The organism is Malacoplasma iowae (assembly GCF_900660615.1).
GTDB classification, from domain to species: domain Bacteria; phylum Bacillota_I; class Bacilli_A; order Mycoplasmatales; family Mycoplasmoidaceae; genus Malacoplasma; species Malacoplasma iowae.
The window spans coordinates 1,199,709-1,221,338 of sequence record NZ_LR215023.1; the positions used below are offsets into that span (position 1 = coordinate 1,199,709).

A 21,630-nucleotide genomic window follows, 5' to 3' on the forward strand; every position below is an offset into this window, starting at 1 on the left:
TTGTAAGTCGTATAACTGTTTGAACTTACTATTTTTTGATGATAGTTCATTAATAACATTAATAACTTTAGGGATTTCCATTTTTGTTTTTTCTAATAATATTGGATTAGTAAATACTTCATAAGGTGTCCCATGTAATAATATATTACCATTATCCATAACAATAACATTATCAGCAATTTCTAGTACATGGTCCATTGTATGTGTTATTACTATTACAGTTTGCCCACTTCTTTTTGCTTCTTGTATTATATCCATCATTTCTTGTTCACCCTGAGGGTCTAGACCTGCTGTTGGTTCATCAAAAATTAATATTTTTGGTTCAATAGCTAAAATACCTGCTATAGCAACACGTCTTTTTTGACCACCTGAAAGACCAAATGGATTTCTTAATAAGTAATCTTCAGTTAAACCTAGTTTAGTAAGATATTTTTTGGCATCTTCATATGATACTTTATCTTCAGAAATATAATCATAGTCATATGTTTTTTTAAACAATATTTTTTTTGTATCTTTTTTAAAGAACAAAACTTTAACTTTTAATCTTTTTTTCTTTTTAAATTTAAAATCATAAAAATTAAAAAATTGGTCACAATAACACTTTATTTCAAATTCTTTACAAAGATTATCAAAATCATTTGTAATAATGTTTTTAATGTTTTCTTTATTAATTAAAAAAGATTTGTGCTTTGGTATACCTAAAGATTTTGGTCCAAAAGAAATGTCTTTTTCAATTGTGTCTTTAAATAATTGATATTCAGGAAATTGAAAAACCATACTAACAATTCTTCTAAGTAATTTTGGTTTTTTTATTTTTCTTTGCTTGCCGTGAATTTCAAAACCATCTGCATTTATATAACCTTTTCTACTTTTCAATAAACCATTAAAGTCTGATACTAATGTTGATTTACCACTACCAGAGTTACCTATTATGAAATGAATTTGATTCTTTTTAAAAACATATGAAAAATTATCTACAGCTTTAATTGTCTTATTATCACTATTAATAAATTCACATGTTAAATCTTTTACAGCAATTATTTCATCATCTTTAAGATGATAGTGATATAAATCTTTTTTTCCTTTACCTATTTTTTGCATACTTCATCCACCAACTCTTTTAAATTAATGGTTATTTTTGATAATACATTTTTATCTTTTAATTGTTTTGACAATTTAATTAAAAAAGGGAAATCTAAAGACATTCTTTTTAAAGAAACTTCATCCACAAAAATTTCATTGGGTTTACCAATCATTTTTATTTCCCCTTTTTCAAGAACAATAACTTTGTCAGCATTCAAAACTTCATCCATATCATGAGTAATTGATATGATTGTTTTATTAGCGTCTCTTTTTAAATCTAACATTATTTGCTTTAATTCTTTTTTTCCTCTAGGGTCAAGCATTGATGTTGATTCATCAAATATCATAATTCTAGGATTCATTGCAAGTACAGATGCAATTGCAACCCTTTGTTTTTGCCCACCTGATAATGATACAGAATCCTTATCTAATAAATGGGTGATATCTATTGTTTTTGCGACTTCATTAATTATGTTACGCATTTCTAAAGGATCAATTTTTTTATTTTCTAATCCAAAAGCTATATCATCTTCTGTTGTTAAACCAATAAATTGACTATCAGGGTTTTGAAATATAATTCCTACATTATCTCTTAAAAATTTATTATTGTAGTAATTTATAGGGGTTCCAAATATTTTTATTTCACCAGATAGAGGTTTTAAAATATTCGTTAAAACTTTAGATATTGTAGATTTTCCACTTCCATTATGGCCTATAATACATACATACTCATTTTCAAAAATTTTAAAATTAATGTTTTTAAGATTTAAAAGATTGGGGTCCAAATTATAACTAAAATTTATGTTATTAAATTCAACTGCTACTTCTTTTTCGTTTTGTGAGTTATGATTTTTGTTGTCCATAAATAAATCCCAATTCTTAAAATTATATAAATTATAAAATAAAAAAGAATGAAATTAAGAAATTCCTACTTCCATTCTTTTAACAAAGCATACCACACAAAATAAACTATTTAGTTTTTTTAGCAACTTTACTTGTTGCTGGTTTTTTTGCAGGTGTTTTAGAAACAGTTTTAGTAGCTGGTTTTGCCACTGGTTTTGCAGCTGGTTTGCTAGCAGTTTTGTTTGTTGGTTTAGCTACTGGTTTAGTAGTTGCTTTTGCAACTGGTTTTGCTGCCGGTTTGCTAGCTGATTTAACTACTGGTTTAGCAACTGGTTTTGCTACCGGTTTGCTAGTAGCTTTAGTTACTGGTTTAGTAGTTGTTTTTGCAACTGGTTTTGCAGCTGGTTTGCTAGCAGTTTTAGCCACTGGTTTAGTAGCTGGTTTAGTTGTTGCTTTATTAACTGTTTTTGCAACCGGTTTTGCAGCTGGTTTACTAGCAGTTTTTGCAACTGGTTTTGTTACTGGTTTGCTAGCAGTTTTAGTTACAGGTTTAGTAGTTGGTTTTACTGTTGGTTTACTAACTACTTTTGCAACTGGCTTTGCAGCAGTTTTACTATCAGTTTTAGCTACTGGTTTAGTAGCTGGTTTTTTAGAAACAACTGGTTTTGTTTTAACAGCTGTTTGAACAATTTTTGGTGGAGTTGTTGGATTTTTACTTTCCTTAACTTTTCTTTCAACTTTATAAATTGGTTTGTAATAAATTGGTTTTTCAGTAACTGAAGATTTTTTACCTTCTACTTTTTTATTTGATTTAGTTTTATTTGATTTGTTTTGTTGTGATTTATCAATTAAAATCTTAACCCCTAGACCCATAGTTGAAGAAATTGAAACATTTTGAATGTAAGTTCCTTTAACTGATGCAGGTTTTTTAGATACTAAGAAATCAAGTAAGAATTTAATGTTTTCAACAACCTTTGCATCATCAGCATCAACTCTACCAACTTTCATATGGATATTACCATATTGATCTGTTCTATATTCATCAATACCAGCTTTGAATTGAGCAATTGTTTTAGGTAAATCTGTTGTAACATTACCTATTTTTGGATTAGGCATTAAACCTCTAGTACCTAGTATTTTCCCTAATTTACTTAAAGCAGGCATCATTTTAGGAGTTGTAATTATTAAATCAAATCCTAATCAACCTTTTGAAATCTCTTCAATTTTTTCTTTATCACCAGCAAAGTCAACACCTAATTTTGATGCATCTTTATCAGTTAAACCTTCATCTAATACTAATATTTTCTTTTTCTTACCAAAAAAGTTAGGTAAAGAAATAGAACCTCTTAATTGTTGATCTGATTTTGAAGTTTCTAAATTTAATTTAACTGCTATATCGATTGAGGAAACAAATTTTGTTTTTGAATGTGCTTTTACTAATTTAACAGCTTCTTCCATTGAATAGAAAGAAGTTTTATCAAAATTAATCTTTTGTTTTTTAGACATTATGATTTGCTCCCACTATTTTTATATGGACTAACACCTTCAATTTTTATTCCCATTTGTTTCGCTGTTCCAGCAACTAATCTTAAAGCTGCTTCTTCATCATTTGCATTTAAATCTTTCATTTTGTATTTAGCTATTTCTAAAGCTTTTTCTTTTGAAATAGTAGCAACTGTTTCAGTTTTAGCATTCTTTGAACCAGAACTTATCCCTGCTGCTTTTTTTAATAAAACAGCTGTAGGAGTTGTCTTAACTTCAAATTTAAATGATTTATCTTTATATGCTGTAATAATACAAGGAATAACTTCCCCATTTTGATCTTTTGTTTTGTCATTAAATTGTTTAGTAAATTCTGCCATGTTAATTCCAATAGAAGCTAAAGCAGGACCTGGTTTAGCTTGACCACCAATTAACTCGATTTTGGCAATTCTTGTAATCTTTGGATCTTTAAAAGCCACAAGCAACTCTCCTTATAAAATATTTATAATAAAACGTTCTCTACGTGGTTTGGCGGCATACATATAAAATATACCTTCCACATGCTTTGTGCATAAAAATATATGCTTTTTAATTGTACTATATTTACATCAAAAACAATAGCATAAATTTTATAGTATTCTTGTTGTCCACTAATATGATAAGAATTAAAAAAGTATGTGTATTACACACATACTAATCTATTAGCTTAAATTATCTTCAATTTCTTTTTTCAAAATCAAAACTATTTTCTCTAGCATATCCTTGACTTATGATTTGTTTAGCTAATTCATTTTTCTTTTCAATTTCTTCTCTTTTTTGTTGAAGTTTAGATTTTTCAACTTCAATTTTTTTCAAAAATTCAGAAAGACCACTAATTATAGCTCTTTGACTTTCGCTATTTGCTTTGATTCTTCCAAGATCAATTCTTGAATGGTCATATTTAAATAAGTTATCAATGTTAGATTTTTTAGTTTCTTTTTTGTTTTTATTATCAAAATCTTTTTCAAAAGGTTTAGTTTCAAAACTTATTTCATTATCAGATAATTGGAAATCTTCATTTCATTTCAAAGCATCATTTAAATTTTTATCATTAGAAACAACATCGTCATATATGTTTCTATATAAGTTTTCTTTTTCTAAATCAAACATATTTTCTGGGTTTTCATTATCATCAAACAAAGTCTCACTTGATTCAAATGCTTCCCCTATTTTTTCAATATTATCTGAAGTAATCTCTTCTGGTTTATCAAAAGCAGATAGATCAACTAATGGTTCTTCTCCAATACTTTCATTAAATTTATCAAATAAATTTTCTGTTTCAAAATTTATTTCATAATCATTTTCTTGTTGTCCAAATTCTAAATCATTAATAGAATCATCAAATGAATCCACATTATCTTCGCTTACAACTCTTGGCGGTAAAGAAATTTCTTCATTAAATTCAAATTCATTTTCCATTGGACCTAAATCAATTAATGAATCTTCTACTGAATTATTCTTGCTTAAATCTTGTTCAAAATTAAATTCATTGTTATTTAAAAAGTCATAATCAAAAGTGTTTCAATTTTCAGATTTTGAATTTGCATTATTATATCCACCAAATTTTTCATCTAAAACAGAATCAATATTAGAATTAATTTCATTATTTATTGAACCACTAATTTCATTTTCTTGATTTTGATTACTAGAGTAGAATCCAAATTTTTGATCTAATACACTATCAATTACACTATCAGATTCATTTGAAACAAAACCATATGAAGCAACTGGTGTTTCATACCCACCAAATTTACTATTTATTACATCATCAAAATTTTCAAAATTAGATTTTGTATCATTTAAATTAGCAACAACCTCTTGATTATATCCACCAAATTTACTATCAAGAACATCATCAATATTTTTAAATTGATCATCATTTACTTTTGAATCAAAATTTTCTAAATCAAAAGGAACCATATTTTCATAAAAATCTTGAACACTTATAAAATGGTTAGTTTCTAAATTTAAATCAGTTGCAACAATTTCATCTAATTTAATTATTTCACCATTATCTATTAATTCATTTTCATCATTATTAGATTCAATAGTTTCAATATTGATATCTTCATCATTAGTATTTTCTAATTTACTATTAGTTTTGTTATTTTCAATATCAGCTAATAATCCATTAAGTTTATCAATTATAAATTTTTGACTTTCTTCAGTATAGATATCTAATGTAACTTCACCATTTTTTAAAGATTCATAAATTGGTTTTAAATCTACTTCAGACTCACAGTTTAAATTATTAGTATTGTTTTTTTCTCTTAGAGTTTCAATTCTTTTTAAAATTTTATCAACATCGTCTTTAGTTGAATCTGAAACATATTCTAATGAATTGTTCATATCAAAAAATTCTTTCAAAGCTTTTTCAATATCATCAAATCCTATTTCTTTAAATCCTTCAATATCTTTATCTAATTCTTTTTCCATAATTTTTTCTTCCTCCAAGTTATAAGATTTGCTTTGTTCATTTATATCAGCTGTTTCAGTATAATACTCTAGTTTATCTTCGCAGCAAGGTTCTTCATATTCATATATAGAAAAATCATCAACTTGAGATTCAAAATATTCTTTATCTTTGTTTTGATCAAAATTAAAAGCATCAGCAGCTAAATCATCTATTTCGTCATAATTATCAAAAACATGTGAACAAGAACAAGAACCATAACAATATTGGCAATCTTGTTGATTGCAACCAAATTGAATTTCTTCCTTATTTTTATCTTCTTTATATGATGCTTGATTTACAAGTTTATCAAATTCATTTTCTTCATTTGCAGAATCAAAATCTTCAAATGTAAATTCTTCTTCATCTAAATCATTATCAACATCAAGCTCAAAAGAAATTACTTCAGGTTCAAATTTTTCATTTAAACTTATTTCATCAATTTCAATTTTTGACTTACTTTTTTTAGAACTTTCATCATCATTGAAAAACTTTAAAATATCATTAATTTCAGATTTGTCTTTTTCTTGATTTTCAACGTTTTGAATTTGTTCTTTTAATGCATCCATGAAAACATCATCTAATTCAGATTCACTAATATCTTGATTTTCATTAGAGTTTTTATCATATTCTTCTTGTGATGCTATTTCAAATAATTCTTTAATTATTTGTTCTTTTGTTTTTTCATCTTCAATAGTTTCTTGATCATTTTCAATTTCTTCATTATTTGAATGGCATCCACAAGAACCACATGGGCAACCTGATTCTTGGTCTTTATTCAAGCCAAAAGAATCAAAATCATTTTCTTGTTCTAAATTATTGTTAGATGAGAAATTAAATTGATAATCTATATCATTTTCTTCTTCGTCATCTTCATAATTTTCTAATTCAACATCGTTTTCACAATCATTTTCGATGTCAATCATCTCATCTTCAAGATCAAAGAAATATCCTGTTTGCATTTCAATAACCTTACAAGTTTTTTTGAAATCTGTTTTTACATCCTCATCAAGATCAATTTTTTTACCTAAAGAATTGAAAAAAGCAAAATTGCCATTATGGAATGATAATATTGGGGTAGAAAATTCTACTGAAATAGTTGATAACATTGATAGAACATCACTAATACCATTTGCTTCAACTCAAAAACTTCTATCATCGTCAAAATGATAGTTATAAACAGAACTATTTGCTGTACCATAGTCTATTAAAGAAAGTTTTTTATATTGAGATATTAAATTACTATTAAAAATTTCATCTAAAACAGAAGGTGTTTTAACTTTTATTCAATATATGCAATTATTTTTCATAGTTTTCCCCATTTTAATGTATATAGAAAGTTTTATTTATAACATTTAAATTAAACCATAAAATAACTATAATTTGTAATTTACATATATTAATATATGATCTAAATCATTCAATTTTAAATTAGTTTTAAAAATGATTATATTAAGTTTCATATTCTTTAAAAATTTATGATTAATTTCGACAATTTTGAAAATAAAGCTTTTGTTCTGTTAAATAACAAAATTTAAAATATTTTTTAAAAGATATTATTGCTTTTATTCTATAAAAATAGGTTTATTAATTAATATGGTTTTAGCATTGAATATCAATTAAGCAATTATCTTTATAACTTGTTAAATAAATCAAATCACAAAACAAAATGATATAGATATTAACTTATTTTAACTTTTTCACACTTGCCTAATTATTGTTAATTTTGCAAAATTTTATATAAAATAAAAAATAGCAATTTTAAGATTTATTAGAGGTTGTCAAATGAAAAAAGTATACATAAGTTGCTATGAAAACAATGATCGTTTTTATAAAAATACAATTGTTAATTTTAATAGAAATAGAAATGAAACTTTATTTAAACTTATAGATTCAAATGAATCTAGTTTCAATGAAATTCAGAAAGGAAACCCCTATTTTATTGAATTGGTTAAACAACTTATTTTAAAAGATAGTGAAGTAACAATTTTCTTAATTGGAGAAGAAACAAAAAAAAGAAAAATTGTTGATTGAGAAGCAAGAGCAACTATGCTACAAAATGGATTTTTAAAAAAATCTGGAATAATAATAATTTATTTACCAGACATTGTTGAAAAATATGGAACTAAAATTCCAAGAAGTGTTCTTCCAACAATATTACAAAAAAACCTTCAAAAACCAGATGTGTTTGCAATAGAAACTACATGAGAAAAAATTAGTAAGGATTTTTTTAACTTGGAAAAATTAATTAGTGTTGCGTATGCATATGCAAAAATATCTGAATATGAATTAGATGATGAATATAAAAAAGAAAATAGTCACAATATGAATATATAAAGGAAAGTGCAAGCATGAATAATCAAAAAAATAGGCAAATAAAAAGTTCATTCAAATCATTATTTCTTTTTTCTTTTAGATTAATTAGTAAAAAAGCATTTGTGATATGTTCAATCATAGCTTATGCCTTAGTTATATGTCTATATACATCTATAATTCCAGTAATGTCAGATAAGGCACCTATAACTTTATTTAGAAGTTCTTATTCTACTTCATTACTAATGTTACTAGTATCAGCTGTTATTTCTGTTATAGCTGTAGAAATATTTAGAACACCAATAGATGATGGAACCGAATTGCTTATAGTCAGTAAACCAATTAGTAGAAAAGAAATAGTATTTACAAAACTTTTAATATTTTTAATATATGTTGTTTCAGTTTCAATAGTTGGAACAATAATTACAGCTTTCACATTTATTAATAGAAGTTCATCAAGACAAGATAGTACAACATTAGTTTTAGGTGTTTTACTTGGAACAGTTGTTAACGGTTTACTTTTTGGATCAATAACTACTATCTTATCAATTTACTTTAAAAAAATTGTTTCAATGGTAATATCAGTTGGTGTTTCTTTTGCATTATTGATAGTTACTTTTTTGGGATCATTTACAATTAAGTCTCCAGTTCAAATATTACAAGATAGAGGGTATACAATTACACCTATCACAGTGCTTGATTCTTCAAAAGATAATAAAACAAACACTGAAAAATTATTAAAAACTAATGCATTATTTTCAACAGGTTTACCACAAGGCGAAACTCTTCCAAAAGCTTGGAATAGTGCATCAAGTGCTAGCCCTTATAAGACATTTTCATTCTTTGATTTTGGATATCAATTATCAAGTTTATACACACTGTCATACTCATCTCCAAGTGTAAGTAGTGTAATAGGGGAAATGTCTTTTAGTAGTACTCCAGTTGAACTAATATTTGATGAATCATATAAATTAGCTTCAAATCCATTATTAACAAAAGTTCATATAACAGCTGAAGATATTAAACCAGGAACTGGTACAACTCCTTCAAAACCATCAACTAAAATTGATTTAATACCAATAAATGTTGGATCATATGATTTAATTCCTCAGATTTCTAATTCAACATCAATTCAATTTGATAAAGAATGAAAAAATGTATACAAATATAATGTTCCAGATGATTTTATTCAGTCTAAATCAACTGATGAATTAATTAAGATATGAGATGATGCTTGAAATAAATATGGTAAAGCAGATACTTCAAGTGATGCACAATATGTTTCAAATTATGAAGTATCAACAGATAAAGAAACTTTAGATTTTTTAAATAATTATTTTAAACAACCAGGTCATTCATTAAATAACTCAGATATTGTTGCTGTGTTAAGAGAACTTTGTTTAATTCAATTAGGTGGATTATTGAAACTATCACAAGTTAAAAATCTTACAGTAAAAGATACTGAAACTAATAAAGAATATACAACTATCCTTCGTTTAGGTGGATCAAAAATAGAAAGAAAAAAACCTGAAGAAGTTAGTAAAATAATTAGACAAAAAAAAGAAACTAATGAACAAATAAAAATAGAGGATTTTTTATCACTAAGAGGATATACAACTAAATTTAAATGAAATGGTAACACATATAAAATTAGTTTATTAGGTGGCTATGGAAATAGCGTTTATTATAAAAACTTTGTTAAAACATCTACTAAATCTTTATTAAATAAAAATTACACAATTCCATTATGAATTAGTGTTTCAGTAGTTGTTTTTGCATCAGCATCTGCGTTATATTTCAAAAGGGACTTTGCTTAAATTTATTTAAGGATTAAAAATGAATACAGATTTACAGAAAAAATTATTAAAAGATTTTGAAAAAGAACATTTAACAAATAACATCCAAAATAATGTTATTAATCAAAATAAAGATCTAATTGAAGTTAAAAATAAAAATGAAGTTTTTCTAGAAGTAAATAACCTTAGAAAACAATACAACAAAAAAGCAAAACCTGCTGTTAATAACATTTCATTTAAAGTATTAGCTGGTGAGTTCCATGCATTTATAGGTGCTAATGGTGCAGGTAAAACAACAACAATAAAATCTATTGTTGGTGCCTATGCTGAATTTGAAGGTGAAATAAAAATTTCTGGAATAAGCAATAGAGAAAAAAGTTCTAGATTAAAACTTGGATATATTCCTGAAAGTGCAAGATTTCCATCAAAAATGTCATCATACTTATATTTAAAAAGTATGGCAGAACTTAATGGTTTAACTCCAAAAGAAGCTAAAGAATTTACTGAAAGAATACTAAAAGAATTTAATATGTGAAATCTAAGAAATGTTTCACCTAATAAATTTTCAAGTGGTCAGAAAAAGAAGATTTTATTAGCACAATCTTTATCTAATAATCCAGATTTGTTGATAATGGATGAACCAACAGCAAATCTGGATCCTAAATCAAGAATTGCTTTCTTTGAAATTCTTAAGGACTTACAAAGTAAGGGAAAATCTATTTTTATTTCTTCTCACATACTTTCTGAATTAGATATTTATGCTAATGCATTAACGATTCTTGATGGTGGAAAAATTGTATTCACTGGTAAGAGAAATCAAGATGAAACAAAAAATAAAGAAATATATAAATTAGTTACAGAAAATGAATTATCAAATAAATTAAATAGTAGAGCAAAAACATTAAAAGTAGAAATTAAAGATTATCACTCTTCTGAAGCTAATACATATATAGTAAGTTCTGAAACAAAAAAAAGTATGAATGAATTCATTAAAGATGTTATGGACTCAAATAGAATTGTTAAATTTGAAAAATATCATTTATCAATAGAAGAATTATATAAAAAATTTGTTATTCTTGGTTCTGTTCATACAAATAATCAAGCAGACGAGGAAGAAAACCAAGAAATAAAAAACAAACAAGAAGATAAAGAAAAGCCAAAAAAAGAAGAAAAACAAAAAAATAGTTAAAACCATAAAAAAAATTAATTATTCTTAAACACTAAGATTCTCTAATTCTTAGTGTTTTTTCTTTTTTTTAAAAAACTATTTATTTAAACATTAAAAAATAAAATAATCATATTTAATTGCATTATAAATTTATATTTAATACCATTAATTGTGTATTAAATTAAATGGTTAATTTATGAAAAAAGTATACATTAGTTGTTATTCAAATGAACATCAAAAATATAAAAACACATTATTAGACTATGGAAAAAATAAAAAATTGTTTTTAACTAATTTTTCTAATGAAAAAGATTTTGATTTTTTAAACACCAATAATACTGATGATGAAATAATCAAAAGTGTTAAATTAAAAATTTTAAAAGATAGCGATGTATCTATATTTTTAATTGGTAAAGAGACTTCATCAAGAAAAATAATTGATTGGGAATTACGTGCTTCAATGATTAACTATGGTGTATTAAAGAATTGTGGAATTATAGTGGTTTATTTGCCTGAGATAACAGATGAATTCAAAGAAAAAATTCCTAGATCAGTATTACCTGAAATCCTTTATAAAAATATTTCAAATCCAGATTGTCACATTGTAGAAACTACATGAAATAGAATAAACAAAGAAGTTGGTCATTTAGAAAAACTACTTAACTTAGCATTATGCTATAAAGATCTATCAAAATACAAAATTGATAAAAATATTAAAATAAAAAATTCATCAAAATATAATATGTTCTAATAATTAAAAAAATATTAATTTTCCTTTTTGTTTTTGTTTTCAATGCAACAAAAACAATAAATAGAAAAATTAATATAATAAAAGTTTTTTGCTTATTTATTTTTAATTTTTTCTTCTAGAGGTGTTATACCTCTTTTTTGATAATAAAATTGCGAACTAATAAAAACTGGGTCTGAACTTTCTTTTACAAAATTCATTATTGAACTTAATAAATTCATCAATTCATCTATATTTCCATCTATTGTTGTTTCACTTGGTCCAACCAAATAATTAAGATTAGAATTTTTAATAATATCTATAACGTCATCAACCATTTTAAAAACAATATCTTTATCATGATTAATTCTTAAAATTTTTAATGAAAGTGTAGCGTTTTTCATTTTATACTCCTTTTAATTTTGCTTTTTAAATTTAAAAATTTTTGCTTTCCAATTCTAAAATCATTAATATAGAAAATTCTAAATATAGATAAAACAATATTTAATAACATAATTAATATGAATATTAATCATAAAAAAGCTCCCATTTTGTCATATAAAGATCTTTTAAAAAAATAATCTAATTGAGAACTAATTTCACTTGCGCCACTATATGAACCATAAATAATTAAATTTCTAAATGTGTTTTCAAATTCAAATGTTCCAACCGTCAAAATATCATTTTTTAATTTGTATAAAATATAATTTTTAAAAATCATCAATCTTGAATGTCCTGTTAGAAACATTATTTGAATATTATATTCATTTAATTTTTCACTTTTTTCATTAATTACTTTAAATAATGATGTTGCTAGTGAGACAGATAATGCTATTGTTAATGCACTAGATGTGTCAAAATATATAGAATCAACAATAAACAAAATCGCTACTGCAGGAACTGCTCTAACAATTGAATTTAATATATGTATAACAAAATATGTTTTTCTAAATAAAAATTTATTTCCTAAAAATAATGTTATAAGCAAAAACAATAATGAAATAGTAACTGCAACAATTGCTTGACTAAAAAGATTTAAAATTTGATTTCATATTGGGATAGTTAATGAACTTGAATTCAATATATTTCAATCTGGAGAAAAAATTGCATTTAAAAAAATTCAACCACTATCTGTTTTTAAACTATTAAAATCTGTTGTTGTAAAACAATAAAAAATAAATGATATTAAAACAACAAATATGACAACAGAAAATATTTTTTTAAATTTTCTAAATTTTAAATATTGGTTTTGGTTTCAATTATTTTTTAAAAAGGGTATTTTTTCTTCAATTAGTATTTTTTTAAAAACATAGATAAAAATTTCTAAAAAAATTAAAAACAATGAAATCATAAGTACTGGTATTCCCATAGTACTAAAGTCTTCAGTCCCTTGTTGGATAAGTTGTCCTATTCCTATAAGTCCCAAAGAACCTAATATTGTGCTTCATCTTACATTAGATTCAAAAGAAAATAGAAATAGACTAATTATTCTAGTATTAACTTGGTAAAACACAGTTGTTCAGAAAGAAATAAATTTGTTGTTTCCTTCAACAATTTTTTGAAAATATAGAGAATAATCTATATTTCTATAGATTTCTATTAAATATTTATGTGATCACAATCATGTAAATCACAATAAAACAATAAATAATCCTAGTTCTTTAGAAAAAGATAACTGAATATAATATATGAAAAATAATATTGGTACAAACCTTAAAACATTCACAATTAAGTTAATAAAATAACTTGTATATTTGTTTGTAAAATTTTTGAAACTTAAATAACTTGAAATTAAAGCTAATGCAAATCCAGTTATAGTTCCTATTAAAGTTTGTTTTATTGTTAACAATAAATAGTTAAATGAAACATTTCATAGTGATTGATTTGGAAAATATTTAGAATTATCAGAAAAATTAAATAGTTGTTTAATATTTTCAAAAAAGACATTTGTTCCATTAGGGACTATTTTGAAACCAACATTTACAAAACTTAAAATGATTAAAATTAAAATTAATGCACTAATTGTTCACTTTATTCACGGATTTAGTTTTCTATAATTTTTATTTGGTGATATTCAACTATAAAAAACATTAGATTTAATTTTTTTATCCATAATAATTAACAAGCTCTTTTCTTGAAATTTTATTAATTGAACCATTGAATACAAGTTTTTTATTTTTAAAAATAATAGCATCACCAATATTATTTACTATTTGATCAACATCGTGAATTGTTAATAATATTGTGGAATTATTTTCATCTTTAATCATCTTCAATAAACTCAATACATCTGTAGAACTTTTAGTATCTAAGTTAGATAAAGGTTCATCAGCAACTATAATTTTGTATTTGTTTAAAAGTAATTTAGCTATCTCGACCCTCCTTTGTTGGCCACCACTTAGATATTTAACTTTTTGATAACATTTATCAGCTATATTTAATTTATCTAAAATTGCAACTAAATTTTCTTTATCTTTTTTGTTTAAAAAATTAAAAAATCTTAGAAAAGGATTTTTTTGGTTTTTATAATTGATTCTTAGGTTATCATAAACAGTTAAATCATCAATCAATGTATTTTTTTGACTAATTCATCCAACTGATTTTCTAAAATCTACAAGTTGTTTTCTCTTCAACAAAGATATTTTTTTATTATCAACAATAATTTCACCATCAACTATTTCACAGTTTTTTACAATAGAATTAAGAAATGTTGTTTTTCCAACACCTGAATTACCAATAATTGCAACAAAGGAATTGTTTGGAATTAATAAATTAATGTTTTCTAAAACTGTATTATCTTGGTTAAAATTTTTTATTGTTACATTTTTAAATTCAATCATTTTTATCCTTAACCATTAAATGTCTTGTTATATTTATCTAAAACTTCTGTTTGGTAATTTTTAATTTCTCTATATCCGTTATAACCAATGCTTGCTCCATATGTATTTAAATTATTAATTTCTAAATATTTAAAAGCATATATGAAATTATCTAATAAAGCTCCAGTTATTCTTTTACTAAAGAAACCAATATCATAATATAAAGGGTCTGTCACTGTAAGTATTTTTATTTTTTTTCCATTAGGGGTTTTATATGATGTTTTGTTAGATGGAGTTCATGCAAAAGATGCTTCATCTGTAAAACTTATAACATTTGAACTAATACCCATTTTAGTATTTCCAAAATCGTCTTTCAAATATTTATCTGGGTATTTTTCAATATCAGAATTAAGTGTTCAATTTTTATCTTTTTTAAAATGTTTTTTTAACAAAAGTTCTTGTAGTTTATAATTGCCATCAGAACTTTGATCACCATATATTATTCCTAAATTTCTAAAACTTTCCCAATCTCTTGTATCTCAAGCATTTTCTGCTTTTTTTATATCCTCATCAGTCCCATTTAAGACAATCATTCCTCTATAATGATCTGTAAGTATGTAATTACTTGTTTTTGAATCTTTTGCATAAAAATCATCATGTCTTATATTGTTTCACCCAAATGATAATCCTCAATTTTCAAATATAGGATTTTTATCAAAAGAAACTTTTTGCATTTCTTCAGCAATTATTCTTAAGGGATCATTTGTTCCACCATCAGAATAAAATTTATCATCTTCTTTATCAAAAACAAAAGCATCAGTTAATGTTTGAATTTTTGGTTGAGAATAGTTTACTAATTGATTATCAATAGATTTTCCCATCGGTATAAAAGCAAAATCTGCTGAACCATTTTTTAATTTAGAAATTTTAACTTGAGGGTCTGTTACCAAATGATAATTAATTTTAATTTTTGGAAGATTAGTCTTTGCATTTTGTTGATTAACTATTTGCTCTATTCTTTTTGCAAATTGTTTACCATTGTCTATCCCCTCACCATTATCATGAGATGAAGACAAGTAAAATGTATAAGTATTATTATCATTACTACAACCACTTAAAACAAAAGGAATAAGCATAGTAGAAACAGAGAATAACAATGTTAATTTTTTCTTATTTTTCATTTCAAAACCCACAATAAAAAAACCTTCTTGTGTTAAGAAGGCAAATGAAAATACAAATTAAGTAAAAATATGTATGTCCATGCCTCCGCTAGTACTAACTAGATCAGGTCATAAGCGTATTTCTCAGCCAATAATTGGCACCGCCTGATAACACATTTTCATTATACACAATTTAATTGATCAAACACATTATTACAATTTAAAAATGTTAAATATATTTTTTATTATTTACTGATAATAAATAAAATAATTTAAACATCAATTAAAAAAACTCTTTATGTTAATTTATAAAGAGTTTTTATAACTTAAATATATTCTTATATTGTATTAATCAGTTCTTTTATTTTTTCTACTTTATCAAGTTTTTCTCATTTTACATTTAATTCTTCTCTTCCAAAATGTCCATATGTCGCAAGATTTTTGTATATTGGTTTTCTTAATTCAAATAGATCAATTATTTCACTAACTGAATTATTAAATACCTTTTTAACAATTTCATAAATTTTTTCTTCACTTATTTTATTTGTATTAAATGTATCGATATAGAAAGCTATTGGTTTTTTTACCCCAATTGCAAAAGCTAATTGAATTTCACACTTATCACATAATCCGCTAGCAACAATGTTTTTCGCTATATATCTAGCATAGTATGCACCACTTCTATCAGTTTTAGTTCCATCCTTACCACTAAAAGCACCACCACCATGTTTAGCAATTCCACCATATGTATCAACAATTATTTTTCTACCAGTTAGACCAGTATCTCCAATTGGACCGCCGATAATAAATTTTTTTGATGGATTTATTATTTTTTGAAAATCTAAATTCATATTATATTTTTTAGCAATTGAATCCATTACTAATGAAATTATTGTTTCAAAATCATTAACATTATAATCTTCTGAATGTTGCACACTCATTAGCATATTTACAATTTTAGGGTTATTGTTGTCTGTAAAATCAATACTAACTTGAGATTTCATATCACTTTTTATAAATGTATAACCTTGAGTTTTGCTTACTAAAGCTAATGTTTTAACCAAATCATTAGCCATATTAATTGATAGGGGCATAAAATTTTTTGTTTCATTTGTGGCATATCCAAAAACAATACCTTGGTCACCAGCACCTATATCACCATCATTTTTAATAACTGATTGACTAATATCTGGTGATTGACTATTAACATTAGATATTATTGTAAAATCTTCTTCACTGTACCCTAAAGGCATTAATACACCTCATGCTGTTTTTGTTAAATCAACATAACAATTTGTTGTGATTTCTCCTCCAATAACAATTAACCTGTTAGCTGCCATAACTTCACAAGCCACTCTAGCATTTGGATCTTGTTTTAAACATTCATCCAAAATTGCATCAGAAATTTGATCACATATTTTATCTGGGTGCCCAGCACCAACTGATTCACTTGTTACTATTTTTTTAAATTCCATAGTTCCTCCAAAATATTAGTTACCGCTATAAAATTCTATAATGTTTGAAAAGAAAATATTCAGATATGTTCAAACACAAAATAAAAAATAGGTAATACCTATTTCTTTAATTATTTTTTTGCTGATGTTTTAGCTTTAGCTGGGGCAGCTTTTTTTGTTGTACTGCTCTTGCTTGTTGAAGAAGTTTTACTAGTTGTTGTTTTTTTGTTTGCACTAGTAGTAGTTTTTTCAGTTTCTTTTTCTTCAACTGGTTCTTTTACTGACTCATCAACTTTTACAGCTTCTTCTGTTTTAGTTTCAGAAGCTGTATCTGAACTTGTAGATTCAATATCTTGTTTTTCAACATTAGCAACTTCGTTATTTGCTTTATGTTGTTTTTTGTTTTTGAATCAACTAAATAAGCCCATTTTTTTATACCTCTCTTTTATGTTTTACAGACTATGGTTTTAAACATAGTCAAAATAAATAATATCACACAATAGAAAACATAAAAAAATTATTAATAAAAAATAAGGTTAATTATTAGTGTTTTAAGGTTAAAATATGTATTTTGTGATATTTTTGTTTTTGTTTAACAATTAAGTTTTATCTAAGCAATCTAATTTTATTAATAAGTTAAAAATTATTTTTATTAGATTTAAAAAATAAAACTAATTTATTTTGGCACAAAATGATATAATTTGAATTTTGACAACCAATTGAGTTTCATTTAATATATTTATATATTATTAATTTTGTTAATTAGGAAATAAGTCATGAAAGTTAGAAATTGAGTTAGCTTATACAATAAAAAACAAATTGAATTAAACACATCAAGAGATACTATAAAATACTTTGAAAGATCAAATGATTTAACAATAACAAAAAATATAGAATCAGTGAAAAAGATAGAAGAACTTGAAAGAGAAAGAGATATAAGAATTCAAGAGTTTGAAAACAAATATAAACTATCTTTTGAGGATGCTAAATTATTAGTGGATAATTCTTATCATGCAAATAGAGATTTCAATTTGGATGAGTTTAATGAAATTTCACAATTGAATGACCAAATAGATGGAGAGAAATTTTATATTTACCAAAGAAACAGATTAGTAGATAGAAACAAACAAATTATTTCAAACATAAATGATTATATAAAAAGAGCAACAGAATCAAATGATTAAAAAACATTGGGGGCCCAATGTTTTTTTCATTATATTTAAAATCTTTTTTTAACAAAAACTACTTATATCTTTTAATTAATAAATAAACAAAATAAATAACACCAATTATAGGAAATCAGTATATTGCTAAATTTGATAATTTAGGAAAGAAAATTGACAATATATTGTTGTTTAAGAAAAATGCAATAAACATGAATAATATACAAATTAAAGCTGATCCAAAAATTGAATAATTATAATTTCTTTTAAAAATTAGGTATGAGCAAGAAGCTCCCAAAAGACCAAGCAAAACAATGTTTCCTAACATAAAAAATGCAACACCACTTAAGATCCCAATTATAAAAATAACTTGGAAATTTAAATTGTTTGGTTTTATTCCTATAGTCTTTGCAATTACATAATCTGTATATAAAATAAATATCTTTTTTTTAATTATAAATATTCAACAAATACTTATAAATAACAGAATATAACCAATTAAAAATTGAACATCACTAGGAGTGCTAATTGTTCCATTAAGATATTCTTGAATATAGTCTTTTTTATTTGAAGGAACAAAAGTTATTAAACCATAATATAAACCAATCAATAAAAAGTTTAAAACAATACCTATAAACATCATTTTTGATGAAGAAAACTTTTTATTTGAAAATGATAATAAATAAAGACACAATACAGTCAAGAAAGAAAATATTGTAAAAATTCAAGAATTTGTTGTTAGAAAATTCTTTGATTGCTCATAGTTTGAAACATTAAAAGAAATAACTAGAAATATAGAAACAATTAAATTAATATTACCAATACCAAGAATCGATGTATCAGCAAGTTTGTTATTAGTCATTTCTTGTAATAAATATGTTCCAATTCCCAAACAAGAAGCACCACATACAATAGCTAAAATTTGTTTTCAAAATACTAAATTTAATGTTGTAAAACCAAACTCAGCATCAAGAAACAAAATCATTATTGCAAATAAGCAAACCAAAACAAATAAAACAATTAATATCAAAGGGTTTTTTAATCTTTTTTTATTTGTAAAAGTTATTTTATTTCTTAGCATATTAAATCTTTCATATGACTTCATAACTAAAACTTCTTTCTCGATACAACATATAAAAAAATTGGAGCTATTATAAACATGCAAAAGAAATTAAGTCCATAACCAAATCTATAATTTAGCATGCAACTAACAATTAATAAACTACTAGTTCAAATAGAAGAAAGAAAACTACAAGTGTAAAAGTTATTTTTTCTAAGTATTTTTCTTACTATTATTGGGAATACAATTGCTATCCCAACTATTGATCCAATCAATAGTGTTGACCCAATAGAAATTAATATACTTCCAAAAGATGAAATTAAAAATATTCTTTTTACATTTATGCCTAATGAACTTGCTAAATCATCATTGTTTTGAATAATTGTTATCTTTCTTCCAACAATTAATATCATTAATAAACCAACAATATTAAAAGCCATGCTTGAATAAATATATATTTCATCAGTTCTAATTTGTAAATTTCCAAGAAATGGAGAATAACTTATTTGGAAATTTGGCAGTAGATAAACTAATAAGGAATTAATTGCTCCAATAAGTACTCCAAACATTAAACCCATTAATATTAAAAAGAATTTCTTTTTGCTCTTTTTTGCTATTAGGTAAATTATTCCTATAGAAAATATAGCAAGAAAAAGATTTATAAAATATTCAACATAAATATTTAAGACATTAGGAAAAGCTTTATCTATCAAAAGATAAATTACCAAACTTGTGGTTGTTAATGGTAAAAACCCTAATGTTGTGGGGCCAGCAAGTTCGTTCCTTGTAACACCCTGCATTGATGAACCAGAAAATGGAATTATAAAACCACATAAAGCACATGAAATTAATTGTATTAAATAGTTTTTTGTTGGTAAAAGAAAATTATTTGTTTGAAAAAAGAAACAAAAAACAAAAATTAGTATTTACAAAAAAACACTTACTAAATAATTTAAAATTACAAATTTATTGTTTTTGTTGCTCGACTGACATGTGAAGTGCAACACTCGAAAAAGAGTGTGCACTTCATTTGTTTTGTTTGTAAGTGTTCACTAATAAAAAGATAATGAATATTAGGAGTGCTTATGAAAACTTATAAACATTTAACAAAAGAAGAAAGATGCTTAATTTATTTTCTTTGAAATAAAGAAAAATATTCTATGAATAAGATTGCAAAAATCTTAAATAAAAACAAATCAACAATATCAAGAGAATTAAAAAGAAACACATCTTCAACAGGAATTTATTATTCATCAAATGCTCACAAAAAATACATTAGAAGAAAATCAAATTGTCATATGTTTTTTATGTTGAAGTACAAAAACTTACAGATCTTTTTATTCAAAAATTTAATCCTAAATCTCATGGTGTAGAAGCTACAATTTTTTGAATAAAAGAAAACTATCCATTAGTTAAAGTTCCAAGTGCTAGGCAAGTATTTAGATGAATCAATAGCAAGATTTGAAAGATACAAAGAAGAGATTGTTTAAGAAGAAAATATGTTAAAGGAAAAAGAAGAAAAATAGGTATATTTTCTAAAATTGATGGAAAATACTGCATTCCTTATAGTCTAAGACCAGAAAAGATAAACAAAAGAAAAGAATTTGGACATTGAGAAGCTGATCTAATAGTTAGTAAAAGGCAAAGTGGTTATTACCACTTATTAACATTAGTAGAAAGAAAAACAAGGTTGGCAATTATTAGAAAAATAAAAGGTAAAAACGCTAGATCAATGATGGCTAAAATGTATACCATTATTCGAGATGAAAAACTCCCAATAAAAAGCATCACTGTTGATAATGGGTTAGAGTTTCAAATGATGGGAATAACTGCAAAACAATTCAACTTTAAAGTTTATTATTGCCAACCTTATTCTTCATTCCAAAGAGGGTCCAACGAGAACATAAATGGGATAGTTAGAAGATGATATAAAAAAGGAACTGACTTCAGTTTAGTAAGTGAAGATAAAATAAAAACTCTTGAATGAAAAGTAAACAACATCCCAAGAAAAATGTTTGGTTATAAAACAGCTTACCAAATGTATCAAGAAAATATTTAAAACAAAAAACTC

At 24.6% G+C, this 21,630-nt stretch carries 16 protein-coding genes, 3 pseudogenes and 1 riboswitch; of the genes and pseudogenes, 6 read left to right on the top strand and 13 right to left on the bottom strand.

The genetic code is table 4. The features are described from left to right. Positions 1–213: 213 nt before the first annotated feature. The 5 genes and pseudogenes from EXC57_RS04810 to EXC57_RS04830 all read right to left on the bottom strand — a co-directional run. Positions 214–1,101 (bottom strand): annotated as a pseudogene (locus tag EXC57_RS04810) (ATP-binding cassette domain-containing protein); the annotation flags it as partial. Beyond that, the gene (locus EXC57_RS04815; RefSeq protein WP_004025356.1) at positions 1,089–1,946 is read right to left on the bottom strand and encodes an energy-coupling factor transporter ATPase; all 858 of its coding nucleotides are present in this window, start codon (positions 1,944–1,946) and stop codon (positions 1,089–1,091) included. The pseudogene EXC57_RS04810 and the gene EXC57_RS04815, both read right to left, overlap by 13 nt. Before the next feature lie 832 nt (positions 1,947–2,778). Beyond that, positions 2,779–3,432 (bottom strand): annotated as a pseudogene (gene rplA, locus EXC57_RS05285) (50S ribosomal protein L1); the annotation flags it as partial. Further along, positions 3,432–3,893 carry a 50S ribosomal protein L11 gene (gene rplK, locus EXC57_RS04825; RefSeq protein ID WP_267678624.1) on the bottom strand — a complete coding sequence of 154 codons (462 nt, stop codon included), beginning with the start codon at positions 3,891–3,893 and terminating at the stop codon, positions 3,432–3,434. The gene rplK and the pseudogene rplA, both read right to left, overlap by 1 nt. Before the next feature lie 226 nt (positions 3,894–4,119). Further along, positions 4,120–7,209, bottom strand: a complete 3,090-nt coding sequence (locus EXC57_RS04830) for a hypothetical protein (RefSeq protein ID WP_004025359.1) — start codon at positions 7,207–7,209, stop codon at positions 4,120–4,122. 475 nt (positions 7,210–7,684) lie between these two features. Between EXC57_RS04830 and EXC57_RS04835 the strand changes: the two genes are divergently transcribed. The 4 genes from EXC57_RS04835 (at position 7,685) to EXC57_RS04850 (ending at position 11,927) form a co-directional block, all read left to right on the top strand. Further along, entirely contained in the window at positions 7,685–8,236 is a 552-nt protein-coding gene (locus EXC57_RS04835) for a TIR domain-containing protein (protein WP_004025360.1), read from the top strand. Positions 8,237–8,250: 14 nt separating this feature from the next. Beyond that, positions 8,251–10,029: an ABC transporter permease gene (locus EXC57_RS04840; protein ID WP_129692709.1), complete on the top strand. Its 1,779-nt coding sequence runs from the start codon at positions 8,251–8,253 to the stop codon at positions 10,027–10,029. A 19-nt stretch (positions 10,030–10,048) separates the two neighbouring features. Then, positions 10,049–11,197 (top strand): ABC transporter ATP-binding protein, encoded by a 1,149-nt coding sequence (locus EXC57_RS04845; protein WP_004025043.1) that lies wholly within the window; start codon positions 10,049–10,051, stop codon positions 11,195–11,197. Positions 11,198–11,372: 175 nt separating this feature from the next. Then, entirely contained in the window at positions 11,373–11,927 is a 555-nt protein-coding gene (locus EXC57_RS04850) for a TIR domain-containing protein (RefSeq protein WP_004025042.1), read from the top strand. Positions 11,928–12,019: 92 nt separating this feature from the next. On the opposite strand, the gene EXC57_RS04855 is transcribed toward EXC57_RS04850, so the two are convergent. The 6 genes from EXC57_RS04855 to EXC57_RS04880 all read right to left on the bottom strand — a co-directional run bounded on the left by EXC57_RS04855 (position 12,020) and on the right by EXC57_RS04880 (position 17,764). Beyond that, on the bottom strand, positions 12,020–12,307 hold the full coding sequence (locus EXC57_RS04855; RefSeq protein ID WP_004025041.1) for a thiamine-binding protein: 288 nt from the start codon (positions 12,305–12,307) through the stop codon (positions 12,020–12,022). After that, positions 12,283–14,016, bottom strand: coding sequence for a hypothetical protein (locus EXC57_RS04860; protein ID WP_129692710.1), 1,734 nt, complete (start codon positions 14,014–14,016; stop codon positions 12,283–12,285). The genes EXC57_RS04855 and EXC57_RS04860 overlap by 25 nt, the downstream gene beginning before the upstream one ends. After that, the gene (locus tag EXC57_RS04865; RefSeq protein ID WP_004025039.1) at positions 14,009–14,743 is read right to left on the bottom strand and encodes an ATP-binding cassette domain-containing protein; all 735 of its coding nucleotides are present in this window, start codon (positions 14,741–14,743) and stop codon (positions 14,009–14,011) included. Before EXC57_RS04865 ends, EXC57_RS04860 begins: the two co-directional genes overlap by 8 nt. A gap of 8 nt (positions 14,744–14,751) precedes the next feature. Then, positions 14,752–15,903, bottom strand: coding sequence for an ABC transporter thiamine pyrophosphate-binding lipoprotein p37/Cypl (gene cypl, locus EXC57_RS04870; protein ID WP_129692711.1), 1,152 nt, complete (start codon positions 15,901–15,903; stop codon positions 14,752–14,754). A 63-nt stretch (positions 15,904–15,966) separates the two neighbouring features. After that, a riboswitch (TPP riboswitch) is annotated at positions 15,967–16,058 on the bottom strand. Between the two features lie 162 nt (positions 16,059–16,220). After that, entirely contained in the window at positions 16,221–17,357 is a 1,137-nt protein-coding gene (gene metK / locus EXC57_RS04875) for a methionine adenosyltransferase (protein WP_004025037.1), read from the bottom strand. 110 nt (positions 17,358–17,467) lie between these two features. Then, positions 17,468–17,764, bottom strand: a complete 297-nt coding sequence (locus EXC57_RS04880) for a hypothetical protein (RefSeq protein WP_004025036.1) — start codon at positions 17,762–17,764, stop codon at positions 17,468–17,470. A 348-nt stretch (positions 17,765–18,112) separates the two neighbouring features. Between EXC57_RS04880 and EXC57_RS04885 the strand changes: the two genes are divergently transcribed. Next, positions 18,113–18,520: a hypothetical protein gene (locus EXC57_RS04885; protein ID WP_004025035.1), complete on the top strand. Its 408-nt coding sequence runs from the start codon at positions 18,113–18,115 to the stop codon at positions 18,518–18,520. Positions 18,521–18,578: 58 nt separating this feature from the next. Here the strand turns inward: EXC57_RS04885 and EXC57_RS04890 are convergent, their stop codons facing one another. Both EXC57_RS04890 and EXC57_RS04895 read right to left on the bottom strand, forming a co-directional pair. Continuing rightward, positions 18,579–19,604 carry an iron chelate uptake ABC transporter family permease subunit gene (locus EXC57_RS04890; protein ID WP_004025034.1) on the bottom strand — a complete coding sequence of 342 codons (1,026 nt, stop codon included), beginning with the start codon at positions 19,602–19,604 and terminating at the stop codon, positions 18,579–18,581. Between the two features lie 2 nt (positions 19,605–19,606). After that, positions 19,607–20,485: an iron chelate uptake ABC transporter family permease subunit gene (locus EXC57_RS04895; RefSeq protein ID WP_129692712.1), complete on the bottom strand. Its 879-nt coding sequence runs from the start codon at positions 20,483–20,485 to the stop codon at positions 19,607–19,609. 159 nt (positions 20,486–20,644) lie between these two features. Between EXC57_RS04895 and EXC57_RS04905 the strand changes: the two are divergent. Then, positions 20,645–21,618: pseudogene (locus EXC57_RS04905) on the top strand (IS30 family transposase). The last annotated feature ends 12 nt before the right edge of the window (positions 21,619–21,630 follow it).